This window comes from Actinotalea sp. JY-7876 (assembly GCF_014042015.1).
GTDB lineage: Bacteria > Actinomycetota > Actinomycetes > Actinomycetales > Cellulomonadaceae > Actinotalea.
In genome coordinates this window covers 2,813,059-2,835,381 of the sequence record NZ_CP059493.1, presented here as the reverse complement: position 1 = coordinate 2,835,381, position 22,323 = coordinate 2,813,059, and the positions used below count along the sequence as shown (strand labels likewise).

Here is a 22,323-nt window from a genome sequence, read left to right as displayed (position 1 = left end):
AGCAACGGTACGTCCCACCTGCGACATCACCTGACCGCTTTATGTACCGCAGCACGGCACGCCGCGAGCGGCGCCGGCTCGAGTGGATCCCCTTCGCGCGCGGCTGGTTCTCCTCTACCTTGTGAGCATGATCGATGGCGCGCCGCCCCCGCCCGGACCGGGGCACCGTCCGACCGGACGCCCGGATCAGCCGGGACGCCCGCGGCCTCCGCAGCGTTCGTTGGGTGCCGGCCGCCTGCTGCTCGCGTGGCTCGCCGGCGTCGTGACGATCGAGCTGCTCGGCATGGCGCAGAACGTGCTGCTCTTCAGCCTGGTGGACATCGACCTCGCCATCGTGGCGGGCTACGCCACCGGCCCGGTGCTCGCGGCCCTCGGTGCGGTCGTCGCGGTCCTCGTGCTCGCCGCCGGCGGCCGCGCCGGGGGGCGGCCCTGGTGGCACTGGCTCCTGGCCGGTGTGCCGCCGGTGCTGGTGGTGCAGGTGCTCGGCGTGGTCGTCTGGCTGCTGACGTGGGGGTACCCGGTCGACGCGTCGCTGCTGCTCCACGTGATCTCTCCCGACGTCGTCGCGCTCGCCCTCGACGCGCTCGGGGTGCTGCTCGCCGCGGGCGTCGCGGTCGGCGTCGGCGCGGTCCTGCAGCGGTCCGCCGCCGGGCGGACGCCCGTCATGGGCACGACGGCGCCTCACTAGACGCGGGAGGGTGAGCGACGCCGCGCGTGGCCCCGGGCGGGTCGGCCGGTGCGGCAGGATGGGCGCAGCGATCGGCCGGACGGAGGGGTTCGCGTGGCGGGCAAGGACTGGGTGACCAAGGCGACCGGAGCGCTCACGCGCTACCGCGTGATGGCGTGGGTCACGGGCGTGATGCTCCTGATCCTCGTCGTCGAGATGACGATCAAGTACGCGATCCAGCCCGGCGACGACGTCCTGCGCTGGATCGAGTGGATCCCCTTCGCCCACGGCTGGGTCTACGTCGTCTACCTCGTGACGGTGATGGACCTGTGGTCGACGATGCGCTGGCGCTTCGGCCGCCTGGTCGCGATGGTGCTCGGGGGCGTCGTCCCCGTGATGTCGTTCGTGGTCGAGCGCCGGGTCCACACCGACGGCGAGGCGCAGGTCGCCACCGGGCGCCCCGTCGCCCGCACCACCGCCGGCGCACGCCGGTGACCGCACCCCTGCCCCAGCGCGCGGTACCCGCGCTGGGCGCCCGGCGGGTCGCGCTCGCGTGGTTGGTCGGCGTGCTGGTCGCCCGCGTGATCGCCACGGGCGCGGGGATGGTCGCCATCCTGTTCCAGGGGACGGTGCCGGGGTTCGGCCTGTACGCGGCGCTGACGGTCGCCGGCGTCGTCGCCGGGCTGGTCGGCGTCCTCATGGCCGTCCTGAGCTTCAGCCTGCCGCCGGGGCGGGCCGCCGGCCGGCCGCTGTGGCACTGGGTTGTCGCCGGCGTCCCGGTGCTGGTGGTGGGGACCGTCGTCGACGTGCTGGTGACCTTGGCCTCCACGGGCCACGTCTACCTGGACGTCGAGCGCGTGGCAGTGCTCGCGGTCGAGCTGGTGCTCGGGACCGGCCTCGCGCTCGGCGTCGGCGCGGTCCTGCAGCGGTCCGCCGCGGGGCGGACGCCCGTCATGGGCACGACGGCGCCTCACTAGACTCGGGAGGGTGAGCGACTCCGCGCAGCCGGCTTCCCCGACCACCCCGACGCCCGACGAGGCGGGACCCGTCCTCGTCGTCGACTTCGGCGCCCAGTACGCGCAGCTCATCGCGCGCCGCGTGCGCGAGGCCAAGGTCTACTCCGAGATCGTTCCGCACACGGCGTCGGTCGAGCAGATCCTCGCCAAGAAGCCCTCCGCGGTGATCCTGTCCGGCGGTCCGGCGAGCGTCTACGCCGAGGGTGCGCCGGCCGTGGACCCGGCCCTGTTCGAGACCGGCGTGCCCGTGCTCGGCATCTGCTACGGCTTCCAGGCGATGGCGCAGGCGCTCGGCGGCGACGTCGCGCAGACCGGTTCGCGCGAGTACGGCGGCACCCACGTCAGCGTGCCGCAGACGGGCGTGCTGCTCACGGGCTCACCCACGGAGCAGTCGGTGTGGATGAGCCACGGCGACGCCGTGCACGCCGCGCCCGAGGGCTTCAGCGTCCTGGCGACGTCGTCGGGCTCGCCGGTGGCGGCGTTCGAGGACCGCGAGCGCCGGCTCTTCGGCCTGCAGTGGCACCCCGAGGTCAGGCACTCGCCGCTCGGCCAGCACGCCCTGGAGAACTTCCTGTACCGCGGCGCGGGCCTGAGCCCGGACTGGACGGCGGGCAACGTCATCGCCGAGCAGGTCGAGCGGATCCGCGCCCAGGTCGGCGACGCCCGCGTGATCTGCGGGCTCTCCGGCGGCGTCGACTCCGCCGTCGCCGCCGCGCTGGTCCAGAAGGCCGTCGGTGACCAGCTCACCTGCGTCTTCGTCGACCACGGCCTGCTGCGCAAGGGCGAGGCCGAGCAGGTGGAGACGGACTTCGTGGCCGCCACCGGCGTCCAGCTCAAGGTCGTGGACGCGCGCGAGCGCTTCCTCGGCGCGCTCGCGGGGGTCACGGACCCCGAGACCAAGCGCAAGATCATCGGCCGCGAGTTCATCCGCGTGTTCGAGGCCGCCGCGCGCGAGGTCGTGCAGGAGAGCGGCGCGCACGGCGAGGAGGTGCGCTTCCTCGTGCAGGGCACGCTGTACCCGGACGTCGTCGAGTCCGGCGGCGGCGAGGGCGCGGCCAACATCAAGTCGCACCACAACGTCGGTGGCCTGCCGGACGACCTGCAGTTCGAGCTCGTCGAGCCGCTGCGGTCGCTGTTCAAGGACGAGGTCCGCGCGGTCGGGGTCGAGCTCGGCCTGCCGGACGCGATCGTGTGGCGCCAGCCCTTCCCCGGGCCCGGCCTCGGCATCCGGATCATCGGCGAGGTCACGGCCGAGCGCCTCGACGTGCTGCGCGAGGCCGACGCCATCGCGCGCGAGGAGCTGACGCGCGCGGGCCTGGACCGTCAGATCTGGCAGTGCCCGGTCGTGCTCCTCGGCGACGTCCGCTCGGTGGGCGTCCAGGGGGACGGCCGCACCTACGGCCACCCGGTGGTGCTGCGGCCGGTGACGTCCGAGGACGCCATGACGGCCGACTGGGCGCGGGTGCCCTACGACGTGCTGGCGACGATCTCGACGCGGATCACCAACGAGGTCCGCGAGATCAACCGTGTGACCCTCGACGTCACGAGCAAGCCGCCGGGCACGATCGAGTGGGAGTGACCTACCCCCGCGGCGCCTCCGCGGCCTGACGCCCGCGCTTGCGCGCGTACATCCGGGCGTCCGCGACGGAGAGCAGCTGCTCGGCCGTGACCCGGTCGCCCGGCCTCACCTCGGCAGCGCCCAGGCTCGCGCCCGCGGAGGTCACGACGTCGCCGAGGTGCACGGGGGCGTCGAGCGCGGCGTCGATCCTGGCCTCGGCCTCGGGCCGCACGAGGTCCGGCTCGCCCTCGAGCACGACGACGAACTCGTCGCCGCCGAAGCGCCCGACCAGGTCGCCCGCCCGGACGGCGGCGCGCAGGCGCTGCGCCACGGTCACCAGCAGCGCGTCGCCGAGGCGGTGGCCGTGCCGGTCGTTGACGAGCTTGAAGTCGTCCAGGTCGACGAAGAGCACGACGGCGCCCGCGGCACGGCGGTCGGCGACGCGCCCCAGCACCGCCTCCAGGTGGTCGTCGATGGCGCGCCGGTTGGGCAGGTCCGTGAGGTCGTCGTGCGTCGCGAGGCGTGCGAGCCGCGCCTCGGCCGCCGCGTGGAGCCGGGCGAGCTGCCCGACGCGCAGCATCGCGAGGGGGACGACGAGCAGCGACGCCGCGACCAGCAGCAGCACGTCCGCCCGCCCCTGCAGGGCCGTGATGCCCGCCAGGACGGGGTTGAGGGCCAGCACGGCGCCGAGCAGCACGAGCCGGGCCGTCGTGAGCCGGCCGTCCCGGGGCGTGCTCGGGGCCACCAGGTGGGCGTGCGCCGGGTGGGCCGCGCCCGCCGCCACCGCGACGTAGCCGATGATCCAGAGCACCTCGACCCACCGCGCCGTGGCGCCCGTGACGGGGTCCGTCGTCAGGAGGAGCGCGGCGTTGCCGACCAGGGTCGCCAGGACGGCGACGAGCAGGTAGGACAGCGTCGGCCGGGCCTGACGCGAGGTCATGACCGCCCGGACGACCGCGCCCGCGATACCGGACACGATGAGGACCACGACGACGTTGTAGGTCCTCGTCCCCGCGGTCGCGTCGAGCCTGGTCAGCGCCGGGCTCAGCGCCGTGACCCACACCAGGCTCGCGCCGGAGAGCGCGATGAGGACGGCGTCGACGATGCCGCCGACGTCGGTGCGGGCGTAGCGGGACGTGATGAGCAGGGCGGCGACGAGCAGTGCGGCGTACCCGAGCGGGAGCGTCGCGAGCGAGAGCAGGCCGGTGGCGGCGGGCCGACCGGCCAGGCCCACCTGGCGCAGGGACTCGACGTTGTGCAGCGCGAGGAGCACCAGGGCCGCGAGGGCGAACCACCACATCGTCGGGTCCTGGACCCGGCGCCGCACGAGCAGCCACGCCAAGAGCGCGGCGGGGACGAGCCCGGACAGGACCACGGCCGTGAGCCCGACCGCGGGGCCCGAGACGAGCGCGACCACGGACAGCAGGCCGGTGAGCCCGGCGAACCCCGCGTGCACGTGGATCGGCCGGGTACCCATGTCGTCCTATCGGCAGGTGCGGGCGGGACGGGAGGGAACCGGGTGGACGTCGCGCGGCCCCTCGCGACACCGGCCGGGGCTAGCCTGCCCATTGTGCGCATCTTCCACGTGTCCGACTGCTACGCGCCCCGCACCGGCGGGATCGAGTCGCAGGTCCGCGACCTCGCGCGCGCCCAGGTCGCGGCCGGGCACGAGGTGCACGTCCTGACCGCGACGCCCGGGCCCGCCGGGGAGCGGGGCGGGGTCGCCCACGACGACGACGGCGTGGTGGTCCACCGCCTCGGGGCCCGGATGCCCTTCGACCTGCCCGTGAACCCGGCGGCGCCGCCGCGCGTGCGCGCGCTCCTCGACGACCACCGGCCCGACGTCGTCCACGTGCACGCGGGCGTCGTGTCGCCCTTCGCGTTCGACGGGGCGCGCGTGGCCCTGGCCCACGGCAGCCCGCTCGCGATCACCTGGCACTGCATGCTCGACGGCGCCGTGCCGCTGCTGGGCGCGGCCGTGCGGCGCAGCCGGTGGGCGCAGGCACCCGTGGCGCTCTCGGCCGTGAGCTCGGCCGCCGCCGAGCGGGTCCGCGACGCCTTCGGCGCGCCGGTCGCCGTCGTCCCCAACGGGATGGACCTCGAGCGCTGGGCGCCGGCGGCCGCCGCCGGGGGCGGCCCGGTCGGGGGCCCCGTGCGGTGCGTCGCCACGATGCGCCTCGCCCCGCGCAAGCGCGGGGGAGCCCTGATCGGCGTCGTGGAGGACGCCACGATGCAGCTGCCGGCCGGCGCGCTGCGGGTCGACGTCCTGGGCGACGGCCCGCGCCGCGCGGCGATGCAGCGCAGCATCGAGCGGCGCGACCTGGCCGACGTCGTGACGCTGCGCGGCCGGGTGCCGCGCGAGGAGGTGCGTGCCGCCTACGCGGACGCCGACGTCTTCCTGGCCCCCGCCGCGCTCGAGGCGTTCGGCATCGCGGCGCTCGAGGCCCGGACCGCCGGCCTCGTCGTGCTCGCCCGGCGCGGGACGGGCATCGCCGAGTTCGTCACCGACGGCGAGGACGGCCTGCTCGTGGACGACGACGCCGCCATGGCCCGCGCTCTCGTGTCGCTGGCCCGGGACCGTGGCCTCCTCGGCAGGTTGCGCGAGAACGCGGTGCGACGGCGTCCCCGGTTCGACTGGCCGACGACGCTCGCGGCCGCGGAGGCCGAGTACGCCCGCGCCCGCGTCCTCGCGGGGGCCGTGTCCCCCGGTCGGGCGCCCGGTCCTTTGGCACAGTAGGGAGCGGAGCCGCGGCGAACGGCCCCGCGTGCCGGTCCGCCGGTGCGGCACTGCTCCCGAGAGGTGTCACCATGTCCAGCACCAAGCCGGTCCGTGTCGTCGGCCTTCTCTCCATGATCGCGGGCGTCGTCCTCATCGTCGCCGGAGCGGCCACGTGGGTGATGGTCCGCACCCAGCTCGTCGACGAGAACATCACCGTCGCCGACGACGCCCAGATGTTCGGGGGCGAGCTCGTCGACGGCCCCCTGGACGCCTACTACCAGGCCGACATCATCAACACCCACGCGCTTGCCGCGTCCGACGGCAAGACCTACGCCGAGCTCGAGCAGGACGACCCGGTGCGCGTCACGATGATGAACGCGTCGTTCCTGCGCAGCTCGCTCTTCACCTCCGTCATCGCCTTCGGCGTGGCGGCCTTCGCGGCGGGCATGGGCCTGCTCTTCCTGCTCATCGGCTACGCCCTGCGTGCCCTGGCTCCGGCCGGTGCGCAGATCGTGCGGCCGACGGGTCCTGCCGCCTGACAGAGTCCGCATGGCGAAGGCCGCACCGGACCCGGTGCGGCCTTCGCCATGTCGGCCCGAGGGTCAGCCCGACGGTCAGCCTCGGCGGCGGCGCCCCGTCAGGAGCGACCCGACGAGCAGGGCCACGCCGGCGGCGGCGACCAGGATGATCAGCGCCAGCTCCAGGTCGAACCAGACCCCGGAGGCGAACGCGACGAGGCCGAGCCCCACGGCCGCGACGACCAGGCCCCACACGACTGTCCCGACGCGGATCCCGTCCGCCTCGACCACCGGCGCCCCGACCAGCGTCGTCTCGGCCGGCGGCGTGGCGACGGGCTCGCGCGCGACCTCCTCCCCGGGCAGCCACGGCGTCGCGGCCGGCTCGTGCGCGACCCGCTCCTGGGCGGCCGGCTCGTCGACGTGCGACTCGTCGCTCGCGCGGCCGGTGGCGTCGGTGGGGTTCGTGCTCGCGGTGGGGTGCTCGGTGGTCTCGTCCACGGTGTCCTCCGGGGTCTGCGTGGTCGGCTGCGGCTCGCCCGCCTCGTGCGGCGGGTCGGCGGGGTGCTGGTCCTCGGCGCTCATCGGCCGTCACCGACCTCGACGCGGCCGGCGGCCAGGTCGATCTCGAGGCGCAGGACGGGCTCGGTGCCGGCCGTGACCTCGTCGGACCGGTACGTGCGCTCGCTGGCGGCCCCCATGCCGTCGTAGACCTTGTCCCCGAACCAGTAGACCTGGCCGGCGAGGACCAGGACCTCGGCCTCGACGGTCGCGCCCTGCGGCACCACCACCCTCACGTCCCCGGCGGCGACCTCGATCGGTACGACGACGGTCTCGCCCTCCTCGAGCGGCAGCTCGGTGAGGTCGAGCCTCACGTCGCCCGCGCCGACGGAGTAGCCGGCCTCGGCCTCGGCCACCGACGTCGGCGTCCGGTCCACACTGCCGACCGCGGTGCCGTCGCGGCCCTCCCAGCTCCAGTCGGTCCCGCCGTCGTCCCTCGAGCTCGCGAAGGTCCCGGCCGGCAGCAGCACGATCGTCAGGAGGACGGCGAGCCCGCCGAGGCCACCGGCGCGCCGGCCGCGGAGCCCGGCCACGATGATCGCGACCCCCAGGAGGGTCACGGCGACGGCGCCGGACGTCAGGAGGACCGGACCGGTGAAGGTGCCCACCCGGCTCGCGTAGAGCAGGCCTGCGAAGACGAGGAGGGCGAGCGCGGCCACCAGGGCGAGCGTGGCGGGACCCGGCCCCTGCGGGCGCCGCCGGGTCGCCACGGGCGCGGCGTACGGCACGGCGGCCGGGGAGGACGCAGGGCTCGCGGCGGTCGGGTACGCCGTGGTCGAGGGCCCGGCCGTCGGGTACGCCGTGGTCGAGGGCCCGCATGCCGGGTACGCGGCCGTCGCGTCGTCGGTGATCGGGCGCTCGGTGGTCGACGTCGTCGCGTACGGCGCGGTCGGGTACGGCTCCGTCGGGTACGGCGCGGTCGGGTACGACCCGGTCGGGTACGGCGGCGACGTCGGGGAGGGCGCGTTCGGGTACAAGGTCGTCACCGGTCCTTCGGTACGGCGGGTGCCGGCAGGCCCCGCGGGTGGGGTGGGGCGGGGACCGGCACGGTTCGCGCCCGTGACCACGAGGACCACGACGATCGCGACGGCGCTCACCCACAGCAGCGGGTGCCACCAGCCGAGGTCGAAGCCCCACCACGGGCCGGCACCCCAGCCGTCGCTCGCGGACAGGCCGGCGACGAGCATCGCGATCCCGCCGACCACGGCGGCGTCCACGTCACCGCGGAAGAGCTGCTGGAGGTGGATCCGGCCGTCCGACTGCTCCGGCAGGAGCAGCCAGCCGATCGCGTACACGACGAGCCCGAGGCCGCCCAGCAGCACGCCCACGGCGAGCAGGCCGCGCGTGACCAGCGGGTCGATGCCGAACCGGGCGGCGAGGCCCCCGGCGACGCCACCGATCCACCGGTCCTGCGTGCGGACCACGCCGAGGCGCCGGACGCTGTCGAAGAACGAGTCCAGCCCGGTGCTGGGCGGCGCACCGGTGGGCGGGGGCGGCGGCGGCGGCGAGCTCTCGGCGCCCGGAGGTCGTGCGGTGGGATCGTGCTTCTCGTCCATGGCAGCCATGCTCGTCCGTCGCGCGGCCCGCGGGTATCGGGGCCAGCCCTGACCGGACCCTGAACCCTGACGGCCCGACCCTGAGCGGGCGGGTGCGCGGACCCGGAACCTGACCCGGGGACCTCGGTGCGGCGCCGTCAGCCGTCCCGGTGGCGGCGTCGGACGTGTGACGATGCTCCCGTGACCACGAGCACGTTCCCGGGACCGCGGGGGCCGGTGGCCGCCGGCACGCCGGCGCGCACGCGGCTCCCGCTGCGCCGCCCGCCGCGCGGGCGCGTCGTGGGCGGCGTGTGCGCCGGCCTGGCGGCCCACCTGGAGGTGCCGGTCGCGGCGGTGCGCGCCGTCATGGTGCTGCTGGTCCCGTTCGCGGGGGCGGGTGCCCTGCTCTACGTGTGGTTCTGGGTGACCGTCCCGGGCGGGGACCCCGCCATCGCGGCCGCCGAGGAGCGCCCCGCGGTGATGTCGCGGCTCGCGCCACGGCTGAGCGCGCCGGGCCGGCGCGTCCCGCTCACGGACATCGGCGTCGGCGTGCTGCTGCTCGGCGCGGCCGGCCTCCTCATCGCGATGCGGTCCGGCGCGGCCGTGGACCAGACGTGGGTGCTCCCGACGCTGATCCTGCTGGGCGGCACCGCCCTCGCCTGGAGCCAGCTCGACGCGCTGCAGCGCGACCGTGCCCTGTCCCGCACGGGCGGGCGGGGGCGCGTGAGCGTGGTCCGGCTCCTCGGCGGCACGGTGCTCGCGGGCGCCGGCGTCTTCCTGCTCGTCGGGCAGGACGAGCCGATGGACGCGCTCGTGCGCTCGGCCGTCGCGGCGCTCGCGGTGCTCACCGGCGCCGCCGTCGTGCTGGCCCCCTGGGGCCTGCGCCTCGTGCGCGAGCTGGGCGACGAGCGCGCCGCCCGCGCGCGCGAGTCCGAGCGCGCCGACATCGCGGCCCACCTCCACGACTCCGTCCTGCAGACGCTCGCGCTGATCCGGGCTCGCGCCGACCAGCCCGACGACGTCGCCCGTCTGGCCCGTGCGCAGGAGCGCGAGCTGCGCGCGTGGCTCTACGACGACCGCCGCGTGCCGGGCACCTCGCTGGCCGCGGACCTCAAGCAGCTCGTCGGCGAGATCGAGGACGGCCGGGGCGCGACCATCGAGACCGTCGTCGTCGGCGACGTGGTGCCCGACGACGCCACGGACGCCCTGCTGCAGGCGACGCGCGAGGCGCTCGTCAACGCCGTCGTGCACGGCCGTCCACCGGTGTCGCTGTACCTCGAGGTGGGCGGAGGCACGGTCGAGGTGTTCGTGCGCGACCACGGGGACGGCTTCGAGCTGGCGGAGGTGCCGGCCGACCGCTTCGGCGTGCGGGAGTCGATCATCGGGCGGGTGCACCGCAGGGGCGGCACCGCCACCGTGCAGAGCCGGCCGGGACGGGGCACCGAGGTGCACCTGTGCCTGCCGACGGAGGAGGAGAAGCCATGACCAGCGCCGCAACCACGGGCGCGACCCCGCTCGACGTCGTCCTGGTCGACGACCACCTGATGTTCCGGGCGGGGGTCAAGGCGTCCCTCGACGGGTCGATCCGCGTGGTCGGTGAGGCGGACGACGTCGACGGCGCGGTGGCCACGGTCCGTGCGCTGCGCCCGCCCGTCGTCGTCCTCGACGTGCACCTGCCGGGAGGCATGGGCGGCGGCGGGGCCGAGGTCATCACGGCGTGCGCGGACCTGCTGCCCACGACGCGGTTCCTCGCCCTGTCGGTCTCCGACGCGGCGGAGGACGTCGTGGCCGTGATCCGCGCCGGCGCGCGCGGCTACGTCACCAAGGCGATCTCGGGGCCGGACCTGTGCGACGCCGTGCGGCGCGTCGCGGGGGGCGACGCCGTCTTCTCGCCGCGGCTCGCGGGGTTCGTCCTGGACGCCTTCGGCGCGGCGGCGGGCGACGTCGCCACCGGGGACGACGAGCTCGACCGGCTCAGTGCCCGCGAGCGGGAGGTGATGCGCCTCATCGCGCGGGGCTACAGCTACCGCGAGGTCGCCTCGGAGCTGTTCATCTCGATCAAGACCGTCGAGAGCCACGTCTCCGCGGTGCTGCGCAAGCTCCAGCTCTCGTCCCGGCACGAGCTCACGCGGTGGGCCGCCGCGCGTCGCCTGCTCTGAGACGGCCGGTGGTCACGCACCGGGTGTGACGTAGGCCTCATCCGCGGGCTCGCGGCGCCGATGGGACCGCACCCGAGCGTTGGAGTCCGCCGTGAAGCGTCTGTCCTCCCTGTCCGTGACCGCGCGGCTCGCCGTCATGGTCCTCGTGCTGGCCCTGGGCCTGGGCGTGCTGGTCGCGGTGGCCTCGGCCCAGGTGGAACGTCGGATCATGGCGGAGCGGCAGGCCGCGACGCGCACGGTCGTGGAGACCGCCCTCGGGGTCCTCGCGCACCACGGCGCCCTCGCGGAGGCGGGTGACCTGTCCACGGAGGAGGCGCAGGACGCCGCCGTGCGCGCGGTCAGCACGCTGCGGTACTCCGGCGAGGAGTACTTCTGGATCAACGACATGCACCCGACCATGGTCATGCACCCGATGAAGCCCGAGCTCGACGGCACGGACCTCACCGAGAACGCGGACCCGGACGGCAAGCACCTGTTCGTCGAGATGGTCGAGGTCGTCCAGGCCGAGGGCTCGGGCTTCGTCCACTACCAGTGGCCCAAGCCGGGCGCCGAGGACCCGCAGCCGAAGGTGTCCTACGTCGTCGGGTACGAGCCCTGGGGCTGGGTCATCGGCTCGGGCGTGTACGTCGACGACGTCCGGGCGGTGGCGCTCCAGGAGGCGGGGCGGCTCCTGCTCAGCGGCGCGCTCGTCGTGCTCGTCGCCGGCGGCATCGCGCTGGTCATCGGGCGCTCCGTCGTGCGCCCGATCCGGCAGGCGACCGAGCTGCTGAGCAGCGGGGACGTCACCACCCGGCTGCCGGTGGGCCGCGGTCGCACCGAGCTCGAGCAGCTCGCGACCGCGCTCAACGGCGCGCTGGACCGCTCCGCCGCCGTGGCCGACGGGGTGGGCGAGGCCGTCGGCCGCCTGGACGAGGCGGCCGCCCAGCTCGTCGCGACGAGCGACGGCCTGGCGGTGGAGGCCGAGCGCACGACGCGGCGCACCGCCTCGGTGAGCCGCACCGCGCAGGAGGTCAGCACGGGGATCGACGCCGTCGCCGCCGGGACCCACCAGATGGGCGCGTCGATCGGGGAGATCGCGCGCAACGCGCACGCGGTCGCCAGGATCGCGGAGGAGGCGGTCCAGGCGGCGGACGCGACGAAGGGCACGGTCGAGGCGCTCGGCGCGTCGTCCACGCAGATCGGCTCCGTCGTGAAGGTCATCACGGCGATCGCGGAGCAGACGAACCTCCTCGCGCTCAACGCGACGATCGAGGCGGCGCGCGCCGGCGACGCCGGCAAGGGTTTCGCCGTGGTCGCGGGTGAGGTCAAGGAGCTCGCGCGCGAGACGGCGCGGGCCACCGGCGACATCTCCTCGCAGGTCGACTCGATCCAGGGTGCTGTCACCCGTGCCGCGGACGAGATCACGCGGATCGGCGTGATCATCGCGCGGATCAGCGAGTTCCAGACGACCATCGCCGGCGCCGTCGAGGAGCAGACGGCGACCACGGCGGCCATGGCGGCCGGCGTCGCGCAGGCGGCCGACGGCGGCCGCGGCATCGCCGACGAGCTCGACGCGGTCGACGCGTCGTCCCGGCGCACGTCGAGCGAGCTCGACGCGATCCGCGACGCCGCGCGCGACCTCGCCGCGACCTCACGCCGCCTGCGCGAGCACGTCACCGTCTGACGACCCGCCGGACGGTGCCCGGGCTGTGGGTGGTCGCGCCTACGCTGGAGGGGCGATGAACACCCTCTTCTCCGACCTGCCGCTGCCCGGCCTGCACCGCTCCGAGACCGCGCTGCCGCGCGTCGTCCCCCCGCGCGAGGACGACGCCGCGCCGTCGGCGTCCGACGACGGCGCCCGCCCCTCGGGCGACGGTGGCCGACCCCACGACCGCGGGGTGGACCAGGAGCGTGCGGACGCGCTGCTCGTGGGGATGAACCCCGAGCAGCGGGAGGCGGTGCTGCACACCGGGACGCCCCTGCTGATCGTGGCCGGCGCCGGCTCGGGCAAGACGCGCGTGCTCACGCACCGCATCGCGCACCAGCTCGCGACCCGGCGCGCGCGGCCCTCGGAGATCCTCGCGATCACGTTCACCAACAAGGCCGCGGCCGAGATGCGCGAGCGCGTCGAGCAGCTGGTGGGCCCCGCGGCGCGCTCGATGTGGGTCTCGACCTTCCACTCCGCGTGCGTGCGGATCCTGCGCAAGGAGCACGCGGCGCTGGGGCTGCGCTCGTCCTTCTCGATCTACGACTCGGCGGACTCGCAGCGGCTCATCACGATGGTCGCGCGCGAGCTCGACCTGGACCCCAAGAAGCACCCGGCCAAGGCGCTCGCGGGCAAGATCTCCAACCTCAAGGACGAGCTGGTCGACCCGGCGACGTACGCCGCGTCGTCCGGCGCGGCGTCGGGCGAGGCCAACCAGTTCGACGAGGCGCTCGCGGCGGTCTACTCGCGCTACCAGGAGCGGCTGCGCCAGGCGCACGCGCTCGACTTCGACGACCTCATCATGCGCACCGTGCAGCTGCTGCAGGGCCACCCGGAGATCGCGGAGCACTACCGGCGGCGGTTCCGGCAGATCCTCGTCGACGAGTACCAGGACACGAACCACGCGCAGTACGTGCTGGTCCGCGAGCTCAGCCGGCCGTCGGCCGGCCTCGGGCCGGGCGAGCTGACGGTCGTGGGCGACGCCGACCAGTCCATCTACGCCTTCCGCGGCGCGACGATCCGCAACATCCTCGAGTTCGAGGCGGACTACCCGGACGCGCGCACGATCCTGCTCGAGCAGAACTACCGCTCCACCCAGACGATCCTCTCGGCCGCGAACGCGGTGATCTCGCGCAATCCTGGCCGCAAGCCCAAGCGGCTGTGGACGGACTCGGGCGCGGGGCCTCAGATCGTGGGCTACGTCGCGGACAACGAGCACGAGGAGGCGCGGTTCGTCGCCGAGGAGATCGACCGGCTCGGCGACTCCGACGGCGTGCGCCCGGGCGACGTGGCGGTCTTCTACCGGACCAACGCGCAGTCGCGCGCCCTCGAGGAGGTGCTGATCCGCGTCGGCCTGCCCTACAAGGTCGTCGGCGGCACCCGGTTCTACGAGCGCCGCGAGATCAAGGACGCCGTCGCCTACCTGCGGGCGCTGGCCAACCCGGACGACGACGTCAACGTGCGTCGCGTCCTCAACGTCCCCAAGCGCGGCCTGGGCGACCGCTCCGAGGCCATGCTCGCGGCCTTCGCCGAGCGGGAGCGCATCTCGTTCGGGGCGGCGCTGGAGCGTGCCGACGAGGCGCCGGGCCTGGGCACCCGCGCGGTCACCGGCCTGCGGGCGTTCGCCGAGATGATGGCCGACCTGCGCGCGCTGGCCGCGACCGCCGGGCCGGCGGAGGTGCTGGGCGCGGTGCTCGACCGCACGGGCTACCTCGCGGAGCTGCGGGCGAGCGAGGACCCGCAGGACCAGTCGCGGGTCGAGAACCTCGCCGAGCTGCACGCCGTCGCGACCGAGTTCGAGCAGGCCGAGCCGGAGGGCGACCTCGCCGACTTCCTCGAGCGCGTCTCGCTCGTCGCGGACTCGGACCAGATCCCGGCCGACGACGGCGACGGCGACGGCGGGCCCGGGCAGGGCGTGGTCACGCTCATGACCCTGCACACCGCGAAGGGCCTGGAGTTCCCCGTCGTGTTCGTCACCGGCTGGGAGGACGGCACCTTCCCGCACATGCGCTCGCTGGCGGACCCGGACCAGCTCGAGGAGGAGCGCCGGCTCGCGTACGTCGGGCTCACCCGGGCCCGGCAGCGGCTCTACGTCTCGCGCGCCGCCGTCCGCACCGCCTGGGGCGTGCCCAACGAGTTCCCCGCGAGCCGGTTCCTCGACGACGTCCCGGAGGACCTGGTCGACTGGCGCCGCAAGGAGTCGAGCATGGCGGCCCTGCGGGCGGGGGGCAGCGGCTGGGGGAGCGGCGCGTCGGCGTGGGGCGGGCGCGGTCGCCGGTCCGACGACGACGGCGGCGCCGTCATCGGCAGCGGCAGGGTCTCGACCCGGCGGGTCCCGCCCTCGCCGCCGTCGTCCCCGAGCTTCGGCAAGGGCGCGCCGCGGGGCGAGGCGCCGAGCCTCGTGGTGGGGGACAAGGTCACGCACGACTCCTACGGCCTCGGGACGGTCGTCACCGTCGAGGGGTCGGGGCCGAACGCGGTCGCCAAGATCGACTTCGGTGGCAGCGGCGTCAAGCGCCTGCTCCTGCGCTACTCCCCGGTGACCAAGCTCTGACGCAGCCCGGCGCCGCCGATCCCGACCGAGCACGTCCGTCTCGGCTCACTACGTCCGTTCCGACTGAGCACGTCCTCTGCGGCGGACGTGCTCGGTGGGAACGGACGTGCTCGGGGCGGGGTGAGGGCGGCAGGCGCCCCAGGTGCCCGTCGAGGTCACCCCGCCGACGTTGACTCCGCAGACGCAGGCCGCCGTCGGCCGCCGGCCGCGCCTCCGCCCAGCGGCGGCCCTGCGGGCGTCCGTCTCGGCTGACTACGTCCGTTCCGACCGAGCACGTCCTCTGCGGCGGACGTGCTCGGTGGGAACGGACGTGCTCGGGGCGGGGTGAGGGCGGCAGGCGCCCCGGGTGCCCACGCCGACGTCGACTCCGCCGACGCGGCGTGGGCGGCCTGGGGTCAGCCCTGGTCCGCCAGGACGACGTCGATCTCGACGCGGCGGTTGAGCGCCCGCGCCTGCGCCACCTGCTCCGGCGTGCCGGTCTCCTCCGCGACGGGCTCGCGCTCGCCCCGGCCCTCGACGGCGAGCTCCACGCCGGGAAGGATGCCGGCGAGCACCTGCTGCACGGACGCGGCCCGGTCGCGCGAGAGCCCCTCGTTGTACGCGTCGGAGGCGACCGAGTCGGTGTGGCCCACGATCGTGACGGACACCACCTGCGCGTCGGCGAGCGCCGCCGCCACCTGGGCGAGGTCCTCCTGCGCGCGCGGGGTCAGCACCGCGGAGTCGACGTCGAAGTAGACGTCCGACGCGAGGGTCCACCGCTCCGTCTCGAGCGCCTGGTCGCGGCCCAGCGCGCCGTCCACGCTCGCGGTGCGGGTGATGAGCGGGCTCACGCTGCCCTGCAGGGGGGCCACGCCTTCCGTGAGCGGCGAGACGGGCCCGACGTCGACCGTGGCCGTGCCGGGCGGCAGGGCCACCAGGCCCGGGCCGCCCTCCGGGGGCGACGGCGTGGCGCCGGAGACGAGGACGACGGCCAGGCCGACGCCGACCAGCGGAGCGCGCCGGACGCGGAGCGGACCGCTCACCGCGTGAGCTCGACGTCGTCGAACGAGCCGACGCCGGGGATCTGCACGGTGACGTGCGTGACGTCCTCCGGCGGCGCCGTGAAGGCCGTGGTGAGGACCATCTGCTCACCGCCGCCGACGAACTTGCTCGACAGGCCGCTGCTGCAGGCGCAGGTCCCCGTGTCGTCGTAGGCGGCGCGGTGCAGGAGGCCGTTCGCCGTGTCCACGACCGTGACGCCGTCGGTCGTGAAGCCGAGGTCCGGGTCGGCCGACCCGGTCTCCGTGTCGCCGTCGGCGAGGGGTGCGTGGGCCGAGCCGTCGTCGAAGAAGTGCGAGAGCTGCCACTTCCCGTCGGAGAGGTTGCGGACGGTGAACAGCACCGTCATGACGTCGCCGCTCACCGTCACCGCGTTGAGATCGACCTCGGCCGAGACGTCCCCGTCGGACGTGGCGCGAGTGGCGATCACGGACAGCGGCTCGATGGCGACGGGCTCCTCCTCGCCGGCCGCGGACTCGAGCTCCTCGACCGTCTCCTGCGGCGAGGCCGTCTCCTCGGTCTCCGGTGCCTTCTCCGCGTCGTCACCACCGCCCGCCGTGCACCCCGCGAGGGCGAGGGCGGTCAGGACGGTCAGGGCGTGGGCGGGTCGCAGACGCATGCAGGCTCCAAGGGTCGGGGGTGCGCGCGAGCGTAGCCGACCCTGTGACGTGCGCCACCCGAGGACCGGCTCACGCGTCGCGGGCGATCTCCACGGCCTCGGGCAGGCTGAGGTGGGGCAGCTGCCGGCGCACGTCCCGCACGGCGGCCACCTCCCCGTCGCGCTCGCGGACCGCGCGGACCTGCGCCACGTCGAGCCGGGCGAGCGCGCCCTCGAACGACCCGTACTCGGCCAGCGCCCGGCGCCGACGCCGGGCCCGGTCGACGGCGCCCCAGGCGTAGCTGCCGCCCCCGACGACCAGGAGGAGTGCCGCGCAGCCCACGGCGACGCGGGCGTCGCCGCGCGTGACGAAGAGGGCGAGGAAGAAGACGACGACGGCCGAGCCGCCGATGCCCGCGACCGCGAGGGCGACGTCGCGGCCGGTGGCGGGTCGGCCGCCCAGCGGCGGCCTGGTGCTCTGTGACATGCGTCCCCTCGTCGCTCGTGCCCGTGGCACCGAGGGTAGCGACGATCTCTCGATGTGAAGAGACCTCTCCGGCGCGACTACGATCGGCCGGGCGGCCACGCGTGGGCGCGGCCGGGCCGCCGGACGCGCACCCTGAGGGCCCGCGCACACGACGACGGAAGGTGGAGCAGGGTGGACCTGTTCGAGTACCAGGCACGCGATGTCTTCGAGAAGCACGGCGTCCCCGTGCTGGGCGGCGTCGTCGCCCGGACCCCCGAGGAGGCCCGCGCCGCCGCGGAGCAGCTCGGCGGCGGAACCGTGGTCGTCAAGGCGCAGGTCAAGACCGGCGGGCGCGGCAAGGCGGGGGGCGTCAAGCTCGCGCACTCGCCCGACGAGGCGGCGCAGCGCGCCGAGGAGATCCTCGGCCTCGACATCAAGGGCCACGTCGTGCGCACGCTCATGGTCGCGCAGGGCGCGCAGATCGCGGAGGAGTACTACTTCTCCGTGCTGCTGGACCGGGCCGAGCGCCGCTACCTCGCCATGGCCAGCGTCGAGGGCGGCATGGAGATCGAGCAGCTCGCCGTCGAGCGCCCCGAGGCGCTGGCGCGCGTCGCGGTCGACCCGATCGTCGGCATCGACGAGGCCAAGGCGGCCGAGATCGTCGCCGCTGCCGGCTTCGCGGCCGACGTCGCGCCGCAGGTCGCCGAGGTCATCCAGAAGCTGTGGACCGTGTACGCGGAGGAGGACGCGACGCTCGTCGAGGTCAACCCGCTGGTCCGCACGAAGGACGGCGCGATCGTCGCGCTCGACGGCAAGGTGACGCTCGACGGCAACGCCGCGTTCCGCCACCCGGAGCACGCCGAGCTCGAGGACGCGGCCGCCGCTGACCCGCTCGAGGCGCGCGCCAAGGAGTCGGACCTCAACTACGTCAAGCTCGACGGCGAGGTCGGGATCATCGGCAACGGTGCCGGGCTCGTCATGAGCACCCTGGACGTCGTCGCCTACGCCGGCGAGGGCCACGGCGGCGTCAAGCCCGCCAACTTCCTGGACATCGGCGGCGGCGCGTCGGCCGAGGTCATGGCCGCCGGCCTCGACATCATCCTGTCGGACCCGCAGGTCAAGTCGGTGTTCGTCAACGTGTTCGGCGGCATCACGGCGTGCGACGCCGTGGCCAACGGCATCGTGTCCGCGCTCGAGATCCTCGGCGACGCGGCCACCAAGCCGCTCGTCGTGCGCCTCGACGGCAACAACGTCGTCGAGGGCCGGCGCATCCTCGCCGAGGCCGCGCACCCCCTGGTCACGCTCGCCGAGACGATGGACGGCGGCGCCGACAAGGCGGCCGAGCTCGCCCACGCCGCCGCCTGAGCGCCCCCCGAAGCCGAACCAGCGAAGAGACGAGAGAGATTCATGGCGATCTTCCTGACTGAGACCTCCAAGGTCATCGTCCAGGGCATGACGGGCTCCGAGGGCCAGAAGCACACGACGCGCATGCTGGCGTCGGGCACCGCCGTCGTCGGCGGCGTGAACCCGCGCAAGGCGGGCACGAGCGTCGACTTCACGGTCGGGGAGGGCACGACCTCGGTGCCGGTCTTCGGCAGCGTGCGCGAGGCCGTCGAGGCCACCGGCGCGGACGTGTCGGTCATCTTCGTGCCACCCGCCCACACCAAGGCCGCGGTCCTCGAGGCCGTCGACGCGGGCGTGCCGCTCGTCGTCATCATCACCGAGGGCGTGCCGGTCGCGGACACGGCCGAGTTCTTCACGGCCGCGCAGGCCAAGGGCGTCCGCCTCATCGGCCCGAACTGCCCGGGCCTCATCAGCCCCGGGAAGTCGAACGTCGGGATCATCCCGGCGGACATCACGGGACCGGGCAAGATCGGCCTCGTGTCGAAGTCCGGCACGCTGACCTACCAGATGATGTACGAGCTGCGGGACTTCGGGTTCTCGACGGCGATCGGCATCGGCGGCGACCCCATCATCGGCACCACGCACATCGACGCCCTCGCGGCGTTCGAGGCGGACCCCGAGACCGAGGCCATCGTCATGATCGGCGAGATCGGCGGCGACGCCGAGGAGCGCGCGGCCGCGTTCATCAAGGAGCACGTGACCAAGCCGGTCGTCGGCTACGTCGCGGGCTTCACCGCGCCGGAGGGCAAGACCATGGGCCACGCCGGCGCCATCGTGTCCGGCTCGTCCGGCACCGCGCAGGCGAAGCAGGAGGCCCTCGAGGCCGCCGGTGTGCGTGTGGGCCGCACGCCCAGCGCGACGGCCGAGCTGATGCGCCAGATCCTGTCCGCCTGACCACGCGGACCCCGCCCGACACGCCCGCCCCCGTCCCCGGGGGCGGGCGTGCGTCAGCGACCATGGAGCAGTGAGCCGTCCTCCCGCCCCGCGCCCGCGCACCGCAGGTGCGCGCCCGGGGGCACCGGCCGCGCGTGGCTCGCACGTCCCGCAGGGCGGAGCCTCGCCGGCTGCGTCGGCGGCGACCACGGCACCCGCGCGGCCGACCCCCGCGCGGAGCACGGCCACCGCGCGGGCCGCGGCCGGCGTCCGGAGGCTGACCTCCGGCGCACGGGCCCAGGGCCAGGGCGCGCCGCGCTGGGTCTCCGGGTTCCTCGCCGGTGTCCAGGGGGCGCTGCTGTCCCTGCTCGCGGTCGTGATGCCGGCCCTCGCGGCCTACGTCGCGACGTCCGCCGACCCGGCCGTCGACGGCATCGCCTGGACCCGCTCGGCGGCCGTCGGTGCCGCGTTCTGGCTCATGGGCCACGGTGGGGTGGTCGTCGCCGGGGGCACGCCGGTGACGCTCGTGCCCCTGGGCATCACCGCCCTGGCCCTGTTCTGCGGCTACGCGTCGGCGCGCCGCTCGAGCCACCGCACGGTGTCCGCGTGGCTCGCCGGGATCGGCGGCTACGCGGCGGTCGTGCTCGTCGTCCTCCTGCTCGCGGGCCCCAGCGGTCCGCTCGGTGCAGGCCTCGGCGCCGTCCTGCGGCTGGCGGTGGGCACGGCCGCCGTCGCGGCCCTCGGGCTCGGCGCGGGCACCGCCCGTCCCCGCCGGGTGCGCGCGGCGACCCAGCGCTGGTGGTCGCGCGTGCCCCATCCCGTGCGCAGCGGTGTCGTCGCGGGCACGGCCGGCGCCGCGCTGCTCCTGGGCGCCGCCGCGCTGCTGGCGGCGTTCTGGGTCCTCTCCGGGCGTGCGGCCGCGGGAGACGTCGTGGCGGGGCTCGGGGTCGACACGTTCGGCGGCCTGCTGCTCGCCGTGGCGCAGACGGCCGTCGCGCCGAACCTGGCCGTCTGGGCCCTCGGCTGGCTGGCCGGCCCGGGCTTCGCGGTGGGCGCCGGCACGCTCTACGCGCCGAGCACGGTGGTCGCCGGCCCGCTGCCCGCCCTGCCCGTCCTGGGGGCGCTGCCGGTCGAGAGCGGCGGGCCCCTGGCCTGGGCGCCGCTGGTGCTGGTGGTGGCCGGTGCCGTGGCCGGGCTGCTCGTGCGCCGTCGCCTCGTGGTCGTCCGCGCGCGGGACCCCTTCGTCGCCGTCCTGGCCGCGGGCCTGACGACGTCGCTCGCGTGCGCCGCGCTGAGCGCCCTCGGGGGCGGCGCCATCGGGCCCGGCCGGCTCGCGGTCGTGGGTGCCGCACCGGGTGCCGTGGCGGCATGGGTCCTGGGCGGTGCGCTCCTCGGGGCGTTCGTCGTCGCGGTACCGACGGACCCCACCGTCCGCGCCGCCGCTCGCCGGGCGTGCGGGCAGGGGTGGGCGCGCCTGCGGGGTCGCGCCGACGTGGACCTCACGGCGGGAGGCGCCGGCGCGGGAGCGGGCACCGACGACGCCGCACCGGCGGGCGGTCCCGCGGAGCGCTGAGCGGGCCGCCGACGCGGCTCAGGGCGTGGCCGCGCGCTCCAGCACGTCGCGCAGGGACTGCTCGTACTCGGCCTGGCACCGGTCCTGCGCCGAGATCGTCAGGGCGTCGCGGCGGCACTGCTCGAGCTCGACCTGCAGCGGCCACAGCGCGAGCATCGTCCCGAGCGAGAGCACCATCACCGCGGAGAAGCCGATGCCGAGCCCGAGCAGCGGCACGACCGCGCCGCGCAGCCCCGCCCGCCAGACGGCCATGAGGGCGCGGATCCCGACCACGACCGCCGCGACGGCGAACCCGACGGCCGCGGCCTGCCAGGGCAGCGGCAGCGAGGTGACGACCAGGGTCGCCAGCAGCAGCAGGCCGAAGTGCGTCACCCGGCGGCTGGCCGCGCGGGCTGCCTCGGGGTCCGGCGGCCGCGGCGGCACGCGGCCGGGGGGAGGGGCGCCCGCGGGCTGCCTCGGCTGCTCGGGCGCGGCGGGGCGCTCCGGTGGCCTGACGCGGGCGTCGGGTGGGGACGTCATCGTGCGGCTCCTCGTCCTCTCACCGGTGTCGCGGGGCGGCCGCGGGAGCGGCTGGCGCCAGTCTCCCACCGGCCGCCCCTGCTCCGGGCGGCCGACCACCGCTAGGGTCGCGCCGTGCGCGCCACTCCCGACGTCGTCCCGCCCGGTTCCCGCATCGTCGTCCTCGTCTCCGGGGGCGGCAGCAACCTCGCGGCGCTGCTCGAGGCGCACCGCGACCCCGGCTTCGGGGGACGGGTGGTGGGCGTGGTGAGCGACCGCGACGGGATCGGCGGGCTCGAGATCGCGCGGGCCGCGGGCGTCGCGACGGCCGTCGTGGCGCCGCGGGACTTCCCCGACCGCGAGTCCTGGGACCGCGGGATGGCGCACGCCGTCGGCGTCTTCGAGCCCGCGTGGGTGGTCAGCGCCGGGTTCATGCGCATCCTCGGGGCGCCCTTCCTCGACCGCTTCGGGGGCCGGGTCATCAACACGCACCCGGCGCTGCTCCCCGCGTTCCCCGGCGCGCACGGCGTGCGGGACGCGCTCGCGCACGGGGTCCGGGTCACGGGGTGCACGGTGCACCTGGTGGACGCCGGCGTCGACACCGGCCCGATCATCGCCCAGCGCGCCGTCGAGGTCGCCGAGGACGACGACGAGGCCTCGCTGCACGAGCGCATCAAGGCGGTCGAGCGCGCCCTGCTGGTCGACGTCGTCGGGCGCGCCGCGCGCTCCGGCCTCGCGGTGGAGGGGCGCCGGGTCCGCCTCGGCTGACCGGCCCGTCCGCGCGGTAGCATCGGCCCCGGCCGTGACTGGCGACCAGGTGGAGCACCACCGGGGAGCGGCCGAAGTCCCCTGCAGCGCACCGCCCGCCTGGGTGCCTGGGTCCGATGAGCGTCACCCCCTGGGGT

Annotated in this window: 21 protein-coding genes and 1 riboswitch; of the genes, 14 read left to right on the top strand and 7 right to left on the bottom strand. The window is 75.5% G+C overall.

Annotation, left to right across the window (positions count from 1 at the left end; all coding sequences use genetic code 11):
* Positions 1–220 precede the first annotated feature (220 nt).
* The 4 genes from H2O74_RS13030 to guaA all read left to right on the top strand — a co-directional run bounded on the left by H2O74_RS13030 (position 221) and on the right by guaA (position 3,262).
* Positions 221–688: a hypothetical protein gene (locus H2O74_RS13030; protein ID WP_182111969.1), complete on the top strand. Its 468-nt coding sequence runs from the start codon at positions 221–223 to the stop codon at positions 686–688.
* A 150-nt stretch (positions 689–838) separates the two neighbouring features.
* Positions 839–1,162 (top strand): DUF3817 domain-containing protein, encoded by a 324-nt coding sequence (locus H2O74_RS13025; protein WP_182114277.1) that lies wholly within the window; start codon positions 839–841, stop codon positions 1,160–1,162.
* The gene (locus tag H2O74_RS13020) at positions 1,159–1,644 is read left to right on the top strand and encodes a hypothetical protein (RefSeq protein ID WP_182111968.1); all 486 of its coding nucleotides are present in this window, start codon (positions 1,159–1,161) and stop codon (positions 1,642–1,644) included. Before H2O74_RS13025 ends, H2O74_RS13020 begins: the two co-directional genes overlap by 4 nt.
* A 10-nt stretch (positions 1,645–1,654) precedes the next feature.
* Positions 1,655–3,262 (top strand): glutamine-hydrolyzing GMP synthase, encoded by a 1,608-nt coding sequence (gene guaA / locus H2O74_RS13015; protein WP_182111967.1) that lies wholly within the window; start codon positions 1,655–1,657, stop codon positions 3,260–3,262.
* 1 nt (position 3,263) lies between these two features.
* Here guaA and H2O74_RS13010 read toward each other — a convergent pair whose 3' ends face one another.
* Positions 3,264–4,718 (bottom strand): GGDEF domain-containing protein, encoded by a 1,455-nt coding sequence (locus H2O74_RS13010; RefSeq protein ID WP_182111966.1) that lies wholly within the window; start codon positions 4,716–4,718, stop codon positions 3,264–3,266.
* Between the two features lie 93 nt (positions 4,719–4,811).
* Here H2O74_RS13010 and H2O74_RS13005 point away from each other — a divergent pair, with 93 nt between their 5' ends.
* Together H2O74_RS13005 and H2O74_RS13000 are read left to right on the top strand one after the other, a co-directional pair.
* Complete coding sequence (locus tag H2O74_RS13005; protein WP_182111965.1) at positions 4,812–5,978, top strand: glycosyltransferase family 4 protein; 1,167 nt, start codon at positions 4,812–4,814, stop codon at positions 5,976–5,978.
* 71 nt (positions 5,979–6,049) lie between these two features.
* Positions 6,050–6,499 carry an aromatic ring-opening dioxygenase LigA gene (locus H2O74_RS13000; protein ID WP_182111964.1) on the top strand — a complete coding sequence of 150 codons (450 nt, stop codon included), beginning with the start codon at positions 6,050–6,052 and terminating at the stop codon, positions 6,497–6,499.
* A 75-nt stretch (positions 6,500–6,574) separates the two neighbouring features.
* Here the strand turns inward: H2O74_RS13000 and H2O74_RS16715 are convergent, their stop codons facing one another.
* Positions 6,575–7,060, bottom strand: a complete 486-nt coding sequence (locus H2O74_RS16715; protein ID WP_255491627.1) for a hypothetical protein — start codon at positions 7,058–7,060, stop codon at positions 6,575–6,577.
* A complete protein-coding gene (locus tag H2O74_RS12990; RefSeq protein ID WP_182111963.1) occupies positions 7,057–8,592 on the bottom strand; it encodes a PspC domain-containing protein in 1,536 nt (511 codons plus the stop codon). The genes H2O74_RS16715 and H2O74_RS12990 overlap by 4 nt, the downstream gene beginning before the upstream one ends.
* A 180-nt stretch (positions 8,593–8,772) precedes the next feature.
* On the opposite strand from H2O74_RS12990, the gene H2O74_RS12985 reads away from it, so the two are divergent.
* The 4 genes from H2O74_RS12985 (at position 8,773) to pcrA (ending at position 14,968) form a co-directional block, all read left to right on the top strand.
* Positions 8,773–10,056, top strand: coding sequence for a PspC domain-containing protein (locus H2O74_RS12985; RefSeq protein ID WP_370525755.1), 1,284 nt, complete (start codon positions 8,773–8,775; stop codon positions 10,054–10,056).
* Positions 10,053–10,730, top strand: coding sequence for a response regulator transcription factor (locus H2O74_RS12980; protein WP_182111962.1), 678 nt, complete (start codon positions 10,053–10,055; stop codon positions 10,728–10,730). Before H2O74_RS12985 ends, H2O74_RS12980 begins: the two co-directional genes overlap by 4 nt.
* A 91-nt stretch (positions 10,731–10,821) precedes the next feature.
* Positions 10,822–12,393 (top strand): methyl-accepting chemotaxis protein, encoded by a 1,572-nt coding sequence (locus H2O74_RS12975; protein WP_182111961.1) that lies wholly within the window; start codon positions 10,822–10,824, stop codon positions 12,391–12,393.
* Between the two features lie 55 nt (positions 12,394–12,448).
* Complete coding sequence (gene pcrA, locus H2O74_RS12970; protein ID WP_182111960.1) at positions 12,449–14,968, top strand: DNA helicase PcrA; 2,520 nt, start codon at positions 12,449–12,451, stop codon at positions 14,966–14,968.
* A 395-nt stretch (positions 14,969–15,363) separates the two neighbouring features.
* On the opposite strand, the gene H2O74_RS12965 is transcribed toward pcrA, so the two are convergent.
* From H2O74_RS12965 to H2O74_RS12955, 3 genes are all read right to left on the bottom strand, one after another.
* Positions 15,364–15,990 (bottom strand): OmpA family protein, encoded by a 627-nt coding sequence (locus tag H2O74_RS12965; protein ID WP_182111959.1) that lies wholly within the window; start codon positions 15,988–15,990, stop codon positions 15,364–15,366.
* Positions 15,987–16,625 carry a hypothetical protein gene (locus H2O74_RS12960; protein WP_182111958.1) on the bottom strand — a complete coding sequence of 213 codons (639 nt, stop codon included), beginning with the start codon at positions 16,623–16,625 and terminating at the stop codon, positions 15,987–15,989. The genes H2O74_RS12965 and H2O74_RS12960 overlap by 4 nt, the downstream gene beginning before the upstream one ends.
* A gap of 70 nt (positions 16,626–16,695) precedes the next feature.
* Entirely contained in the window at positions 16,696–17,091 is a 396-nt protein-coding gene (locus H2O74_RS12955) for a hypothetical protein (RefSeq protein ID WP_182111957.1), read from the bottom strand.
* 171 nt (positions 17,092–17,262) lie between these two features.
* Here H2O74_RS12955 and sucC point away from each other — a divergent pair, with 171 nt between their 5' ends.
* The 3 genes from sucC (at position 17,263) to H2O74_RS12940 (ending at position 20,920) form a co-directional block, all read left to right on the top strand.
* Complete coding sequence (gene sucC / locus H2O74_RS12950) at positions 17,263–18,435, top strand: ADP-forming succinate--CoA ligase subunit beta (RefSeq protein WP_182111956.1); 1,173 nt, start codon at positions 17,263–17,265, stop codon at positions 18,433–18,435.
* 42 nt (positions 18,436–18,477) lie between these two features.
* The gene (sucD, locus tag H2O74_RS12945; RefSeq protein WP_182111955.1) at positions 18,478–19,368 is read left to right on the top strand and encodes a succinate--CoA ligase subunit alpha; all 891 of its coding nucleotides are present in this window, start codon (positions 18,478–18,480) and stop codon (positions 19,366–19,368) included.
* 70 nt (positions 19,369–19,438) lie between these two features.
* Complete coding sequence (locus H2O74_RS12940) at positions 19,439–20,920, top strand: DUF6350 family protein (RefSeq protein WP_182111954.1); 1,482 nt, start codon at positions 19,439–19,441, stop codon at positions 20,918–20,920.
* An 18-nt stretch (positions 20,921–20,938) separates the two neighbouring features.
* Here H2O74_RS12940 and H2O74_RS12935 read toward each other — a convergent pair whose 3' ends face one another.
* Entirely contained in the window at positions 20,939–21,439 is a 501-nt protein-coding gene (locus H2O74_RS12935; protein ID WP_182111953.1) for a hypothetical protein, read from the bottom strand.
* A 114-nt stretch (positions 21,440–21,553) separates the two neighbouring features.
* Here H2O74_RS12935 and purN point away from each other — a divergent pair, with 114 nt between their 5' ends.
* Positions 21,554–22,186, top strand: coding sequence for a phosphoribosylglycinamide formyltransferase (gene purN / locus H2O74_RS12930; protein WP_182111952.1), 633 nt, complete (start codon positions 21,554–21,556; stop codon positions 22,184–22,186).
* 24 nt (positions 22,187–22,210) lie between these two features.
* Positions 22,211–22,298: riboswitch (ZMP/ZTP riboswitch) on the top strand.
* Positions 22,299–22,323: the final 25 nt, after the last annotated feature.

Excerpts from the sequence above, each read along its gene's own strand:
- H2O74_RS13025 (WP_182114277.1), top strand. The coding sequence starts at position 839 with ATGGCGTGGGTCACGGGCGTGATGCTCCTGATCCTCGTCGTCGAGATG.
- H2O74_RS13010 (WP_182111966.1), bottom strand. The coding sequence starts at position 4,718 with ATGGGTACCCGGCCGATCCACGTGCACGCGGGGTTCGCCGGGCTCACC.
- H2O74_RS13000 (WP_182111964.1), top strand. The coding sequence starts at position 6,050 with ATGTCCAGCACCAAGCCGGTCCGTGTCGTCGGCCTTCTCTCCATGATC.
- H2O74_RS16715 (WP_255491627.1), bottom strand. The coding sequence starts at position 7,060 with ATGAGCGCCGAGGACCAGCACCCCGCCGACCCGCCGCACGAGGCGGGC.
- H2O74_RS12990 (WP_182111963.1), bottom strand. The coding sequence starts at position 8,592 with ATGGACGAGAAGCACGATCCCACCGCACGACCTCCGGGCGCCGAGAGC.
- H2O74_RS12980 (WP_182111962.1), top strand. The coding sequence starts at position 10,053 with ATGACCAGCGCCGCAACCACGGGCGCGACCCCGCTCGACGTCGTCCTG.
- pcrA (WP_182111960.1), top strand. The coding sequence starts at position 12,449 with ATGAACACCCTCTTCTCCGACCTGCCGCTGCCCGGCCTGCACCGCTCC.
- H2O74_RS12960 (WP_182111958.1), bottom strand. The coding sequence starts at position 16,625 with ATGCGTCTGCGACCCGCCCACGCCCTGACCGTCCTGACCGCCCTCGCC.
- H2O74_RS12955 (WP_182111957.1), bottom strand. The coding sequence starts at position 17,091 with ATGTCACAGAGCACCAGGCCGCCGCTGGGCGGCCGACCCGCCACCGGC.
- sucD (WP_182111955.1), top strand. The coding sequence starts at position 18,478 with ATGGCGATCTTCCTGACTGAGACCTCCAAGGTCATCGTCCAGGGCATG.
- H2O74_RS12935 (WP_182111953.1), bottom strand. The coding sequence starts at position 21,439 with ATGACGTCCCCACCCGACGCCCGCGTCAGGCCACCGGAGCGCCCCGCC.